The organism is Streptomyces sp. NPDC050264, assembly GCF_040655895.1.
In the GTDB taxonomy this organism is placed as follows: Bacteria; Actinomycetota; Actinomycetes; order Streptomycetales; family Streptomycetaceae; genus Streptomyces.
The window spans coordinates 62,336-76,471 of the sequence record NZ_JBFAKV010000029.1 but is presented as its reverse complement, the minus strand read 5'-3'; the positions used below and the strand labels follow the sequence as shown (position 1 = coordinate 76,471).

10 protein-coding genes are annotated in these 14,136 nt (G+C 74.7%); 3 read left to right on the top strand and 7 right to left on the bottom strand.

What is annotated here, in order from left to right; genetic code table 11:
* Positions 1 to 80: 80 nt before the first annotated feature.
* Genes AB0J02_RS36825 through AB0J02_RS36805 form a run of 5 tightly spaced genes read right to left on the bottom strand, consistent with a single transcriptional unit; the run spans position 81 to position 8,068 of the window.
* On the bottom strand, positions 81 to 974 hold the full coding sequence (locus tag AB0J02_RS36825; RefSeq protein WP_363198217.1) for a kinase: 894 nt from the start codon (positions 972 to 974) through the stop codon (positions 81 to 83).
* Positions 971 to 4,276: an amino acid adenylation domain-containing protein gene (locus tag AB0J02_RS36820; protein WP_363198216.1), complete on the bottom strand. Its 3,306-nt coding sequence runs from the start codon at positions 4,274 to 4,276 to the stop codon at positions 971 to 973. Before AB0J02_RS36820 ends, AB0J02_RS36825 begins: the two co-directional genes overlap by 4 nt.
* The gene (locus tag AB0J02_RS36815; RefSeq protein WP_363198215.1) at positions 4,273 to 5,514 is read right to left on the bottom strand and encodes an ATP-grasp domain-containing protein; all 1,242 of its coding nucleotides are present in this window, start codon (positions 5,512 to 5,514) and stop codon (positions 4,273 to 4,275) included. Before AB0J02_RS36815 ends, AB0J02_RS36820 begins: the two co-directional genes overlap by 4 nt.
* A complete protein-coding gene (gene argH / locus AB0J02_RS36810) occupies positions 5,511 to 6,992 on the bottom strand; it encodes an argininosuccinate lyase (RefSeq protein WP_363198214.1) in 1,482 nt (493 codons plus the stop codon). Before argH ends, AB0J02_RS36815 begins: the two co-directional genes overlap by 4 nt.
* On the bottom strand, positions 6,989 to 8,068 hold the full coding sequence (locus tag AB0J02_RS36805; protein ID WP_363198213.1) for a cysteine synthase family protein: 1,080 nt from the start codon (positions 8,066 to 8,068) through the stop codon (positions 6,989 to 6,991). Before AB0J02_RS36805 ends, argH begins: the two co-directional genes overlap by 4 nt.
* A gap of 197 nt (positions 8,069 to 8,265) precedes the next feature.
* On the opposite strand from AB0J02_RS36805, the gene AB0J02_RS36800 reads away from it, so the two are divergent.
* Positions 8,266 to 9,033, top strand: coding sequence for an alpha/beta fold hydrolase (locus AB0J02_RS36800; RefSeq protein WP_363198212.1), 768 nt, complete (start codon positions 8,266 to 8,268; stop codon positions 9,031 to 9,033).
* Here AB0J02_RS36800 and AB0J02_RS36795 read toward each other — a convergent pair.
* Positions 8,976 to 10,373, bottom strand: a complete 1,398-nt coding sequence (locus tag AB0J02_RS36795) for a class II 3-deoxy-7-phosphoheptulonate synthase (protein WP_363198211.1) — start codon at positions 10,371 to 10,373, stop codon at positions 8,976 to 8,978. The genes AB0J02_RS36800 and AB0J02_RS36795 overlap by 58 nt on opposite strands.
* Before the next feature lie 173 nt (positions 10,374 to 10,546).
* Here AB0J02_RS36795 and AB0J02_RS36790 point away from each other — a divergent pair, with 173 nt between their 5' ends.
* Together AB0J02_RS36790 and AB0J02_RS36785 are read left to right on the top strand one after the other, a co-directional pair.
* Entirely contained in the window at positions 10,547 to 12,079 is a 1,533-nt protein-coding gene (locus AB0J02_RS36790; protein WP_363198210.1) for an anthranilate synthase component I family protein, read from the top strand.
* Between the two features lie 43 nt (positions 12,080 to 12,122).
* Positions 12,123 to 12,704, top strand: coding sequence for an aminodeoxychorismate/anthranilate synthase component II (locus AB0J02_RS36785; RefSeq protein WP_363198209.1), 582 nt, complete (start codon positions 12,123 to 12,125; stop codon positions 12,702 to 12,704).
* On the opposite strand, the gene AB0J02_RS36780 is transcribed toward AB0J02_RS36785, so the two are convergent.
* Positions 12,682 to 14,079 (bottom strand): PLP-dependent aminotransferase family protein, encoded by a 1,398-nt coding sequence (locus AB0J02_RS36780; protein WP_363198208.1) that lies wholly within the window; start codon positions 14,077 to 14,079, stop codon positions 12,682 to 12,684. The two genes, AB0J02_RS36785 and AB0J02_RS36780, sit on opposite strands and share 23 nt — an antisense overlap.
* Positions 14,080 to 14,136 lie beyond the last annotated feature (57 nt).

The following is a 14,136-nucleotide window of genomic DNA, read 5'->3' as shown; positions in this document are numbered from 1 at the left end:
CTCTTCGTGGGGGGTGTGGTGCCGACAGCGGCGACCGGTGGAACTTGGGGTCCACCACCTGGTGGACCCCCGCGCGGATCTCAGTGGAAGCTGAGGGTGTGGTAGACGGTCACGTTGCCTTCGAGTTCCTGGCAGCGCTGGGCGGCGGCGGCGAGCCGGGCCGCGTTGTCGGGGGCGGTGGTGTCCAGGAGGATGCCGAGCGAGGTGCCGCTGTGGCCGATGACGACGCCGAGGCCGCCGATGGCCTCGCAGATGCGGATCATCGGCTCCAACGACCTTTTGTGGCGCAGCACTTGGTTCATCCGGGCGCTCTCGGTGGCGACCCTGCCGACCTCGGCCAGGTCCCTGCGGGCCACGGCGCCGGTGACGCGGTCCAGGAGGCGGACGTAGCGCCGCCGGTCGGCGGCGGTGAAGGGTTTCGGGATGGCGTTGAAGGCGACCGTGTCGACCGCGCCGCCCTCGTCGATGCCGACGACCGTCATCGGGGGCAGCGAGCCGAGTTCGGCGCGCAGCCGCACGCTGCGGTGGTGGAAGGCGACGATCGCCGGGTACAGGACGCCGTCGGTGGGTTCGATGCGGGCCAGGTACGACTCGATGCGGCGCGGTGGCATGGGCTCGCCGAGCGCGTTGGCGACGGCCCGTGCCGTGGCCACCAGGTCGGCGGAGGAGCTGGCCAGGCCCTTGCCCTCGGGCAGGGTGCTGTCGATGTGCAGCGCCCCGCCGCCGGGTCCGGGGGCGTCGTCGAGGATCATCCGGGCCAGCCGCAGCGCCTTCTTCTTGTGGACCGGCCCGACAGTCAACTCCGCTTCGTCCGGGGTGAGTTCGAAGCGGGCCGTGGACCAGCGGGCGACCGGCAGGGTGACCAGGAAGTCCCCGTCGTCCTCGGGCAGCACGCCCTGCAGCAGTTCACCGAAGGTGCCGAAGGCGGTGCTGACGCCGGTGGCGGCGACCCGGCGGTCCTCGATCGTGGTCACGTGCGACTCCTGTCCTGTCCGCGGGGCGGGGCGAGCGCCGCCCGGATCCGGGCCGCGCTCGGCGCGGGCCTGGTGCCGATGAAGTAGTGGCCGCCGCTGTCCAGTTGGTGGAGCGTGACCTGCTGTGCGAGGGCCCGCCAGGCGCCGGCGGCGCGGGCCGCGTCGGGGGTGGCCGGGTCGTCGCGGGCCACGACGACGTCCACCGGGGCGGCCAGGCGGTGCGGGCGCGGCTGTTCCCGCAGCCGGATGAGGTGACGGTGGGAGGTGTCGACGTCGTGCCGGTAGGCGCGGTCGGCGACCTCGGCCCGCTCCGGCTGGTACGCGTCCAGCTCCACGAAGGCCCGTCCGCCGCGCAGCCGGCCGAGCAGGGTGCGCCGGTCCACGGCCGCGACGTCGGCGAGTTCGGCCCTGAGCGCCGTGACCTCGGGGAGCAGGGGGGCGCCGAGGAAGACCCGTTCGGCCGGGCGGCCCGCCTCCTCCAGGAGCCGGGCGGTCTCCAGGGCCGCCGCGCTGCCCGCGCAGTGTCCCCAGAGCAGGACGGGCGTGGTGACGCCGGCCAGGATCTCGTCCCGGGCGCGGTGCGCGAGCGTCGGCACGTCCTGGAGGGGTTCGTCGGGGGCGGCGAAGTCGTGGCCGGGCGGCTCGACCCCGTACACGGCGATGCCGTCGCGCTCCAGTTCTTCGGCCAGGGCACGGAAATTGACCGCGTTACCCGCCGCGTACGGGAAGCAGACCAGGGTGTGGTGCGGGGTGCGTACCGGGAGCAGTGGATGCAGCAGCCGGGGGCGGGGCGCGTGGGCCGCTCCGCCGTCGCGGCGGCGGGTCAGCACCCGGGCCAGGTCGCCGAGGACCGGGTGGGCGACCAGGTCGGCGACGGTCAGCCGGCGGCCGAGGTGGGCGATGAGCCGGGCCGCGGCCAGGGAGGTGCCGCCGAGCGCGAAGAAGCTGTCGTCCTTCCCGATCCGTTCCAGGGGGACGGCGAGCACCTCGGCCCAGGCCACGGCGAGGCGCCGCTCGTCGGGGGTGACCGGGGCGGTGCGGGGTGCGCCGCCGTGGCCGAGGGTGCCGGCGAGTTCGGTCAGGGCCGCCTTGTCGACCTTGCCGTGGGCGGTGAGCGGGAGGCGCTCCAGGCGGTGGTAGTAGGCGGGCACCATGTAGCCGGGCAGCAGCGCCGCGAGGAAGTCGCGGGCCCGGGCGGCGGCGTCGGGCAGGACCGGGGCCGTACCGGCGAGGGGTTCGGCGGCGGTCGCGTCCGGGGCCCTGTCCGTCGTGAGGAACGCGGTGAGGGTACGGGCGGCGCCGGGGCCGCCGTCGATGACGACCGCGGCGTCCCGCACGCCGGGCATGGTCGCCAGCTGGTGTTCGATCTCGCCGAGTTCGATGCGGTAGCCGCGGATCTTCACCTGTTCGTCGTGGCGGCCCAGGAACGCCAGGCGGCCGTCGGGCAGCCTGCGGCCGAAGTCGCCGGTGCGGTACATGCGGGTGTGGGCGCGGAACGGGTCGGGGACGAAGGCCTGCCGGGTGCGTTCCTCGTCGTTGATGTAGCCGCGGCCCACGCAGACGCCGGAGAAGACGATCTCGCCGGTCGTGCCGAGGGGCACCAGCTGCAGATTGTGGTCGAGGACGTAGGTGTGGACGTTGCGCAGCGCCCTGCCCAGGGGGACGAAGCCGTGTTCCGGGACGCCGTCGAGGATCTCGTGCATGGTGTCGTCGCAGACCTCGGTCGCGCCGTAGGCGTTGACGAGCCTGATGTCCGGCTGCGCGGCGAACCAGCGGCGGACCAGCTCGTGGCCGAGGACCTCGCCCGTGACGCAGAGGGTGTGCAGGGGGCCGAGAGCGCGCGGGCGGCGTTCCAGGTCGCGCAGCAGTACGTCGAGATAGGCGGGGACGGTCTGTGCGACCGTCACGCCGCCGTCGGTCAGTTCGTCGAGGAATCCGCCCACGTCCAGCAGGACGTCGGTGTCGATGATGCGGGTGGCGGCGCCGGTCAGCAGCGGCGCGGCGAACTGCCACAGCGAGATGTCGAAGCCCTGGGACGCGGTCTGCGCCACGACCTGGCCGGGGCCCGCCGCGAGACCCATGTCGTCGATCTTGGCGTGGAGGTGGTTGACCAGGCCCGCGTGTTCGCACAGGGCGCCCTTGGGGGTGCCGGTGGAGCCGGAGGTGAAGTAGATGTAGGAGGCCTGGTCGGGGGTGGGCGGCGGCGGCACGGGTGTGTCGCGCCCCTGTTGCGCCTGATGGGCCGTCAGCACGGCGGGGCTGTCGTCGAGTTCGGCGCAGGCCTTGCGGACGAGGGCCTCGCCCCGGTCGTCGGTGAGGACCAGCACGCAGACGGCCTCGTCGAGCTGGACGGTGACGCGCTCCACGGGCAGGTCGGTGGGGACCGGCAGATACACGGCGCCCGCCTTGAGCACACCGATGGCGCTCGCGATCCAGTCGAGGGTGCGGTCCATGACGACCGCGACGACGTCCTCGGCGCCCGCGCCCGCCGCTGCCACGGCGCACGCGACGCGGTCGGAGCGTTCGTCGAGCTCCCGGTAGCTCCAGGTCCGCTCGCCGTGGGCGGCGGCGGGCGCGTCCGGCAGCTCCTTCGCCCGGCGCCGGAACAGGTCCACGAAGGTGAGCGCGGACCCGTCGTCGACACGCGGGCCGGCCAGTGCGTAGAGCTGGGCCGCGGTCTCCTCGGGCGAGAGCAGACTCTGCCGGTCGTGGCGGGCGGCCGGGTCCTCGACGAGGAGGCGCAGGGCGGCCAGTTGGTACCCGGCGAGGCGGGCGGCGTGCTCGCCGTCGAACGCGCCGAGGTCGTGACGCACGTGCAGTACGACACTGCCGCCCGGCTCCCGCGCCCAGGCGAACCGCAGCACGGCGTCCGGGAAGTCGCCGGATGTGCCGGGTGTACCGCTCGTCAGGCCGGACAGGTCGAGTACGGCGTCGGGGGCGCCCGGCTCCGTCCGCGGCGCGACGGCGACGGCCCGGATCAGCTCGGCCCAGGCGGAGGGGGCGACGGTGAGCAGCAGGTCGCCCGGTGCACTCCCCCGCCGCGGCGGTACGTAGCCGCAGCGCACGCCGCGTTCGGAGGTGAGGGTGGCCAGCACGCGGGCGTGCGCGGCGAGCAGCAGGGCGGGCAGGTCGGTGCCGAGGGCGCCGGCGGTGCGCCGCAGGCCGTCGGCCAGGCCCGCGGGGAGCGGGGCGCGGTGGGTACCGGTTCCGGGACCGCCGCCGTACGGGGCGCGCCAGCGGGGCACGGTGGCGGTGTGGCCGGCGGGGTCGGGCCCGCGGCCGGGAAGGCTCGGCTGAGTCATCGGGTGGCGGCCCTCTCTCGGGAAAGACGCGGGGCGGGGACGGGGTCCAGGTCGATCTCGATCAGGTCCGCCGCCGCCAGTGCGCGGCGGGCCGCCCGCAGGGGGTCGGGGGCCGCGGCCACCACGCAGGCCAGGCGGTCCTGGAAGGAGTGCGTGATGCGGACGTCGCGGCCGGGGGCGGTGGTCGCGTGGGCGGCCAGGACGCCGGGGGACGCGGCCGCCGCGGGCAGTCCGCGCACCGCCGTCACCCGGCCCGGCCGGGCGGCCCGGACGAAGCGCACGGCGGCGTGGCCCGCGCCGGGCGCGGGAGCCGCCGCGGGCAGGTCCGCGGCGCGGGCCACCACCGCGTCGACGAGGTCCACGCCCAGGGCGGCCCGCACGGCGACCGGGATCATGCCGCCCGCCAGGCGCGGGTTGACCTCGATGACCACCGGGCCGCCGAGGGTCCAGCGCAGTTCGGTGTGGGCGGCGCCCCAGCCGAGGCCGAGCGCGCGCAGGGCGTGCACGGCCGTCTCGCCCAGGGCGTCGGCCGTGGGGCCGGGTGTGGCCGCGGGGATGTCGTGGCCGGTCTCGACGAAGTACGGGGCCGGGCCGAGGTGTTTGGCGACGACCGTGACGACCTCGCCGTCGAACGTCTCGACGGAGAACTCCGGCCCCGACACCGCCTCCTCCACCAGGATGCGGGCGCCGGTGCCCTCGGTGAGGAGCCGGCGGGCCCAGTCGCGGGTGTCCTGTGCGTCGCGGCACAGGCGCACCCCGGCCGACCCCGAGCCGCTGACCGGTTTGAGGACGACGGGATAGCCGATGGCCCCGGCGGCGGCGAGCGCCGCCTCGACGTCCGCGACGGCCCGGAACCGGGGCACCGGTACGCCGGCCGCGCGGTGCCGTGCGCGCTGGACGTCCTTGGCGCGGCAGGCCTGCACCGCGTCGCCGTCGGGGCCCGGCAGGCCGAGCCCGGCGGCCGCGCGGGCCGCGTCCGCGACGTAGTACTCGGAGCTGGAGGTGACACCGGCCAGGCCGGCGTCGGCGGCGAGGCCGCGCAGCGCGCTCAGCACCGCGTCCGGGTCCGCGGTGTCCAGGGTCAGGGTGTCGACGGTGTCCTCGGCGGCGTACGGGTACCGGCCGGGATCGCGGGCCAGGAGCACGGGCCGCAGACCGCGTGCGCGTGCGGCGGCGCAGAACTCCCGCCCCGTTCCCGTGGTGTTGCTCTCCAGGAACGCCATCCACCGGCGGCTCATCGTCCGTCTCCCGTCTGCGGGGCGTACCGCGCCACGACCGCCCGGGTCTCGGCGTCCAGGCGGTGGCTCGCCTCCCGCAGGCGCGCGCGGTGGGCGGCGGCCCACCGCGTGTGTTCGCCCAGGCGTCCGCGCAGGGTGTCCACCGCCTTGGCGCACTCGCCCGGGCCGCCGCCGCGGTCGAGGTCCGCGACCATTTCGTGGAGTCCCGGCAGCGGTGCTCCCGGGCCATCGGGCCAGTCGACGTCGGTGAGTTCACCGGCCCCGGACTCGACGGCGCGGCGCACGGCCGCGCCGACGACGTGGTGCGCGGTGCGGAACGGCACGCCCTGGGCGACCATCCGGTTGGCGACCACGGTGGCCGTCACGAAGCCCTCCTTCGCGCGGGCCTCCATCCGCTCGGCGACCGGCCGCGCGCCGGAGACCAGGACCTGGCCGAGCAGGACCGCGTCCCGTACGGCGGCCAGGGCGGGCCAGGCCACGGAGACGGCTTCGGTGCCGACCTCGATGGAGTTGGTGAACGGGGTCGACTTCATCGCCGAGGCCGCCGCCGTCCACGCGCCGACGGCGAGCGCCGCCTTGGCCTTGACGTGTTCGAGCAGGAACGCGTTGCGTTTCTGCGGCATCGCGGAGCTGCCCCCGACGAGCCGTTCGGGGAAGTCGACGAAGCCGAACTCCTGGGTGCTCCACAGCTGCAGATCGGTGGCGAGCCGGCTGAGGGTGACCGCGGCCGACGCGGCCACGGCGAGGGCGCGCAGCACGGTGTCGCGGGCGGCGACGGCGTCGGTGGCGTGCAGCGGCGGCGCGGTGAAGCCGAGCAGGAGGGCGGTGCGCTCCGGGTTGATGGGCAGGTCGGTGCCGGCGACGGCGCCCGCGCCCAGCGGGCAGCGGCCGAGTTCGTCGATGGTGTGGGCCAGGGCCGCGAGGTCACGGTCGAGGGCGGCGGCGATGCCCGCCAGGTAGTAGCCGTAGCTGACCGGCATGGCGGGCTGGAAGTGGGTGTAGACCGGCATGACGACGTCGGCGTGCGCCCGGGCCCGGGACAGCAGGACGCCCTGCTGGCGCGCCAACTGCTCGTACAGGCCGCCCAGTTCGTCACGCAGCCGCATCGCGGTGACGGTCGCCTTGATGTCGTTGCGGGAGCGGGCGGTGTGCAGCTTGCCGCCGACGTCGGCGCCGAGCTGCTCCGACAGGTGCCCCTCGTACATGAGGTAGGCGCCGCGCGGCGCGTCCAGGCCCGCCAGCTCCCGGAAGCCGCTGTCGCGCAACTGCCGTACGGCGGTGATGAGCCGGGCTCCCGCCTCGCCCGGGAGCAGTCCGCTCTCGACGAGCATCACGATGTGCGCGAGGTCGACCGTGCTGATGGGCCGCAGTTCGCGGCGGATGTCGTCGGGGCCCTGCTCGCCGTAGACGATGCGGCGGGTGCGGGGCGCGAGGGTGCGGGTGAGCCGGCCGGTGTCCTTGGTCTCCCGGGCGCTCATGACAGGACCCCGTCCGCCAGGGGCAGGTCCCCGGCGGTGCGCGGGACCGCGCCCGGCACCGCGTCGTAGGAGCGCCGTCGCCACACCAGCCGGGACCACCGTTCGCCGGCGGCCGCCGGGTCGGTGACGCGCTGCGGCTGGGCCGGGCGGGCCACGGCGCTGTGGCCGCCGGCGGCGAGCCAGGCGTCGTCGTAGACGGTGGCCTGGTAGCGGTAGCCCTCGTCGGGGAGCATCACGACGCAGGTGCGGTCGGGGTTGCGCTCGGCCCACCAGCGGGCGACCTGGTAGGCGGCGCCGCTGGTGGGGCCCTGGAACAGGGCGTGCCGGGCGTGCAGCGCGCGGGTGGAGGCGTACGCCTCGGCGGCGGACAGCCAGTGGACCTCGTCGAAGACGTGGTGGTCGAGGTTGGCGGGCCACAGGCTGTTGCCGAGGCCGCGCAGTTCGCGCGAGCCGTCCCGCTGGCCGAACAGGACGCTGTGGTGGGTGTCGACGCCCAGCGCGACGGTGCCGGGGGTGTGCTCGCGCAGGGCGCGGGTGGTGCCGCACATCGATCCGCCGGAGCCGACCGGGCCGACCAGGCAGTCGACGGCGGGGAGGGTGCGCCGCAGCTGGTCGGCGACGATGCCGTACGAGCGCGGGTTGTCGGGGTTGCTGTACTGCTCCGGGCAGAAGGTGTCGGGCAGTTCGGCACGGATCTCGGCGAGCCGGTTCAGGCGGGCCGTCTGGTAGCCGCCGACCGGGGCCGGCTCCTGGCAGATCTCGACGCGGGCGCCGAGGTCGGTGAGTCTGCGGTACAGGTTGGCGTCGATCGCCGGGTCGCTGACCAGGATCAGCTTGCGGCGCATCAGGGCGGCCTGCATGGCCAGGGCGAGTCCGAAGGTGCCCGAGGTGGTCTCCACGATGACGGTGTCGGGCCCCAGATCACCCCGGTCTCTGGCGCGTTGCAGGATGTAGTGCGCCGGCAGGAGCTTCATCAGGGTGAAGACGGCACCATAGAGGTTGGGGCCGATCCGGACGAGGCGCGGCATCATCGTGGCCTCGGTGATCGAGGGGTAGGTCGAGGTGACCGGCGGCATGGTGCTCCTCTGGTCGTGGGCGGGCACGTGCGTTTCATGCTCGCGATCCGCCCTGACAGGTGACTGACACTCCTCGGTGAGACGTCAGCGGCGGTTCAGCGGGGCGTCAGCGGGGCGCGCGACGATCGCCGGGGCGCCGCGGTGGGTGCCGCGGCGGAGCGAGGACCCCTGGGGGCGGGATGCTGTGGACGCAGGTCGTGAAACCGAGGCCGTTCGCCGGGCAGCGCCTGGTGTGCTGCGCGCACGCGGGTGGTTCGCCGTACTTCTTCCGCGGCTGGGGCCGGGCGCTGGACGCCGTCGAGGTGCACGCGGTGTGTTACCCGGGGCGCGCCGAGCGGCTCGGTGAGCCCTTTGCCACCGACCTCGTCACGATGGCGCGCCGGATCGCGGCGGAGCTGCTGTCCACCGACGACGACCGGCCGCTCGCCCTGTTCGGTCACAGCATGGGCGCGACCGTCGCCTACGAGGTGGCGAGGGCGCTGGAGGCGGCGGGCCGTCCCGTGGACCATCTGTTCGCCTCGGGCGCCCGCGCTCCGCAGCTGCAGGTGCCCGACGCCGCGGCGGCGACCACCTGGGACGAGGCCGCGATCATCGCGACGCTGGTCGAACTGGGCGGCACCGACCCGGAGCTGCTGCGCAATCAGGCGTTCGTGGACCTGGTCCTGCCCTACATCGGCGCCGACTTCCGGATGCTCGCCGCCTACGGGCGGGGCCCTGCCGAGCCGCTCGTCTGCCCGGTCACGGCGCTGGTCGGCACGGCCGACCCCCGGGTGAGCACCGACCAGGCGGCGGCCTGGCGGGAGGTCACCCGGGGGGCCTTCCGGTTCCGGGCGATGCCCGGTGCGCACTTCTACCTGGAGCAGGACCCGCCGTACGGCATCGTGGCCGACACCCTGGCCGGGCCGCGTCACCGGTCGCGGTACATCTCCGCCAGCAGGAACGCCAGGTCCAACGACTGTGTGTGATTCAGGCGCGGGTCGCAGGCCGTCTCGTAGCGGGCCGGCAGGTCCGCCGCGAGGAGTGCGTTGCCGCCGCCGACGCACTCCGTGACGTCGTCACCGGTCAACTCGACGTGGATGCCGCCGGGGTGGGTGCCGAGCTCGCGGTGGACCTCCACGAAGCCGCGCACCTCCTCCAGCACCGTCTCGAAGCGGCGGGTCTTGTGTCCGCTGGGCGCCGTGGTGGTGTTGCCGTGCATCGGGTCACTGACCCAGCACACCTGCGCGCCCTCGGCGCCGACCTTCTCGACCAGGACCGGCAGCACGTCCCGTACGCGGTCCGCGCCGGCCCGCACCACGAACGTGAGGCGGCCCGGCTCGCGGTGCGGGTCGAGACGGTCGATCAGCTTGAGGACGTCGTCGGCGGCGGCGCGGGGCCCCAGCTTCACGGCGATGGGGTTGTCGACGCGGGAGAAGAACTCGACGTGCGCGCCGTCGAGTTCGCGGGTGCGTTCGCCGATCCACAGCAGGTGACCGCTGCCCGCCCAGGTGCGCCCGGTGCGCGGGTCGGTGCGGGTGAGCGCGGCCTCGTACTCCAGGAGCAGTCCTTCGTGGCTGACGAAGAACTCGGCGGTGCCCAGCTCGCTGGTGTCGACGCCGCACGCGTGCATGAAGGCCAGGCTGCGGCCGATCTCGTCGGCGAGCGCCTCGTACCGCTGCCCCGCCTGTGAGCTGGCGACGAACCCCCGGTTCCAGGCGTGCACCTGGCTCAGCCCGGCGAAGCCGCCCCGGGCGAGGGAGCGGACCAGGCCGAGCGTGTCCGCCGACGCCTCGTACATGGTGCGCAGGCGGGCCGGGTCGGGTCTGCGGGACGCGGCGGTGAACTCCAGTCCGTTGACCGCGTCGCCGCGGTACGAGGGCAGCGCCACGTCGCCCTGCCGTTCGAGCGGGCTGGAGCGCGGCTTGGCGTACTGGCCCGCCATCCGGCCGACCTTGACGACCGGCAGGGCGGTGGCGTGGGTGAGGACCACGGCCATCTGCAGCAGCGTCCGCAGCTTGCGGCGCACCGAGTCGGCGGTCACCTGGGCGAAGGTCTCGGCGCAGTCGCCGCCCTGCAGCAGGATCGCCTCTCCGCGGGCCACGGCCGCCATCCGCCCGCGCAGGTCGTCGCACTCGTCGGCGCCGACCAGGGGCGGGGCGGTGGCGAGCCGGCCGGTGACGTCGCGCAGCGCGGCGGGGTCGGGCCAGTCGGGTTGCTGCGCGGCGGGAAACGCGCGCCAGGATGCGGCGGCATCGGCGGCTTCACCGCTTTCAGCGGCTTCGGCGTATTCAACGGATTCGGCGGTGCGTCTTTCCAGGACTTCCATGGCCGTACCTTCCTGCGGGCGTCCAATAGGCGCCCACTACATATCCGACCCGGGCGCCCGGTCAAGCAATTCAGGAATGGACCGCATCGGCTCCCCGGAATTGGTCTGGCCCCGTTCAGGGGCCGTTGCTTGACTCGTCCTGCCATGACACACATCGCGGTGGGGAGTTCGTCTTGAACGGAACGCAAATCATGGAAGTGCGGGTCGCCTCCGCCCCGCTGCCCCGGCACGAACCGCTGGCGCTCTACACCTGGTTGACCGGCGGCCGCCCCTCGGCGGACGTGTTCCTCCTGGAGAGCCTGGCCGACGGCGGCGAGCGCCGGGGCCCGGCCGTCGTCGGCGTCGGACGGCTCGCGGAGATCCGGGTGTACGACGGGCATCTCGACATCGACGGCGGGCCGGCCGTGGCGGCGGCGCTCGCCCGGGCCGTCGCGTCCGCGGGGCTCGCGCGGGACGCGCCGCCGGGCCCCGGGCCGGACCCCGATCCGGGCACGCACCGGCTGCGCTTCACCGGCCAGGACATGCTCTGGGCGGCTCTCGGCCGGGCCCGGCAGGTCTTCGAGGTGAGCGGTGAACTGCCCGCGCAGGGCCACGCGTTCGGGTTCCTCGCCTCGTTCGCGTACGAGTCCGCGTGGCACATGGAGACGCTGCCCGCGCGGACCAAACGGCCGCACGGCCCGGACATCACGCTGACACTGTTCCGGGACACCGTCCGCTACGACGACGCGGGCGGCGCCCCGCACCACCTGCGGGCGCACTGCGAGCAGTTCGCGACGGCGGGCCCGGCGACCGACATCGCGGCGGCCGCCGCCGCGGCCGCACGGGCGGAGACGCACGAGGCACCCGGGGCGCCCGCACCGCGCTCGGTGCGCGACAGCGTCAGCCGGGAGACGTTCCTCGGCTGGGCCGAGCGCTGCCTCGAACACATCGGGGTCGGCGACCTCTACCAGATCCAGATCGGGCACCGGATCGACGTCACCACGGACCTGGAGCCGCTCGACGTCTACCGGCGGCTGCGCGGCCGCAACCCGTCGCCGTACATGTACGTGATGCCGAGGGCGGGCGGCACGCTGATCGGGGCGAGCCCGGAGCTGTTCTTCAGCATCGAACCCGACGGGCGCGCCGGGGACGAGATCGTGATGCGGCCCATCGCGGGCACGGCACGGCGCGGCCCCGACGACGAGGAGAACCTGCGCCGCGTCAAGGAGATGCGCGAGTCCACCAAGGAGCAGGCCGAGCACATCATGCTCGTCGACCTGTGCCGCAACGACATCGGCCGGGTCAGCAGGCCCAGCACCCAGCCGGTGGACCGGCTGATGGAGGTGGAGAGCTTCTCGCACGTCTTCCACCTGGTGTCGACCGTGTCGGGCCGGCTGGAGCCGGACGTGGACGTGTGGCAGGCGGTGCGCGCGACGTTCCCCGCCGGAACGATGACCGGCGCGCCCAAGGTGCGCGCCATGGAGATCATCGACGGCCTGGAGGACGAACGCCGCGGCAGCTACGCGGGCGCGGTCGGGCTGATCGACGTCCGCGGCCGGGCCGAACTCGCCCTGTGCATCCGCACGATCGAGCACGACGGCGCCGCCTACTCCACGCAGAGCTCGGCCGGCCTGGTCGCCCAGTCCGATCCGGCGGCCGAGTGGCGGGAGACCCTCGCCAAGATGGGCGCGGCGTACTGGGCGCTGACCGGCGAGGAACTGCAGTGAGGAGGGGCACCGTGACCGCGGTGACCGGTGAGGGGACACGTCCGTGAAGGTTCTGCTGATCGACGCCTACGACAGCTTCGTGCACATCATCGACCAGTACCTGCGCACCCTCGGCGCGGACACCCAGGTGGTCCGCTCGCTGACCCGGACACCCGCCGCCCTGGCGGGCCTGGAGCCGGATGCCGTCGTCCTCGGGCCGGGCCCCGGGCATCCGGCCGACTCCGGACACGTGGAGCTGGTGCACGAGTTCGCGGGGCGGGTGCCGCTGCTCGGGGTGTGCCTGGGACACCAGGCCATCGGGCTCGCCCACGGCGCGCGGATCGAGGTGGCCGGGCAGGTGATGCACGGGCGCACCAGCACCGTGCGGCACGACGGGGCGGGGCTGTTCCACGGCCTCGGGCACACGCTGGAGGCGACCCGGTACCACTCGCTGCTGGTCGCCGACCCGCTGCCGGACGCACTCGAGACCACGGCCGTCGCCGCCGACCACGGGTACGTGATGGGGCTGCGGCACCGGACGCTGCCCATCGAGGGCGTGCAGTTCCACCCGGAGTCCGTCATGACGACGGGCGGGCTGACCATGATGCGCAACTTCCTGGAGCTCAGAGCGGCCCCGGTCGGCTGAGCACGCTGCCCAGGACCGCGACGGCGTCCACGATGCCGGTACGCGGTAGCTGCGCATGGCCCACCACCAGGCCGGGCGGCCCCTCCCCCGCCCGCGCGTGGAACGCCGCCGCGCCCCGCACCAGCACGGAACGGCTGAGCGCCGCCGCCACCAGCGCCGCCTCGTCGGTGTGCGGGGGCAGCCGCAGGAAGGCGTGCAGACCGGCCGCCGGGCCGAGCACCTCGGTGCCGGGCAGGTGCCGGCGCACCGCCGTCTCCAGGACCTGACGCCGGTCGCGGCACAGGGAGTTGAGGCGGCGCAGATGACGGTCGTACAGGCCGCTGCGCAGGAACTGCGCGAACGCCAGCTGGGCCAGACTGTCGGTGCCCAGGTCGTGCCGGGCGCGGGCGCGCAGCAGCGGGTCGAGGACGGTGCGCGGCGCCGCCAGCCAGCCCAGGCGCAGGCCCGGGGCGAGGGTCTTGCTTGCCGTTCCCGCGTAGACGACGTGGTCGGGGGCGAGGCGGCGCAGGGCGAGCGGCCGGGGCGTGCCGCGGTCGTACCAGAGGCCGCCGTCGTAGTCGTCCTCCACGATCCAGCCGCCGGTGTCCCGGGCCCACGCGGCGAGTGCGGCGCGGCGCCGTGCGGACAGGGTGACGCCCGTCGGGTACTGGTGGGCGGGCGTGACCAGGACGGCGCGCACGCCGGACGCCGCGAGCGCCGTCACGTCCAGGCCCTCCGCGTCGACGGGCAGCGGCACCGGCCGCAGCCCGCACTCGCGCACGAACCGGCGCTGGCGCGGATGCCCCGGGTTCTCCATGCCCAGGGCGTCCACCCCCAGTTCGGGCAGGGCCGCGCCGAGCAGCCCGAGGGTCTGGGCGAAGCCGGCGACGACCATGATCTGGTCCGGGGTGCTGGGCACGCCGCAGACCCGGCCCAGGTAGTGGGCGAGTTCGATGCGCAGCGCCGGTACGCCGGCGGGCGGTGGGTAGTCGTGGTCGGACGCCTCCGCGCACTGCAGCGCCCGCTGATAGCTGGTGAGCCAGTCGCGGCGCGGGAAGTGCGGGAACGCGGGGGCTCCCGGACGCAGGTCCCAGCGCACGTCGGGCACCCGGCCGTCGTCCAGCAGGGTGGGCACGACGGGTTCGGGGCGCAGGTGCGGGACCACCCGGGTGCCCGCGCCCTGCACCGCCTCCAGGTAGCCCTCGGCGACGAGTTGTCCGTACGCCTCGACGACGACGCTGCGCGAGACGCCGAGGTCGTCGGCGAGGCTGCGGCTGGAGGGCAGCCGGCTGCCGGGGTGCAGCACGCCGGCCGCCACCTCGCTCTTGATGAATCGCTGGATCTGGGACGTCAGGGGGACGTCGGAGTCCCGGACGACGTTCATCGCCACGTGCATGCTGCTCGATCTCCCTTCCCCGGTGCGGATTCGCCGGTACGGGTTTTCCGATACGGG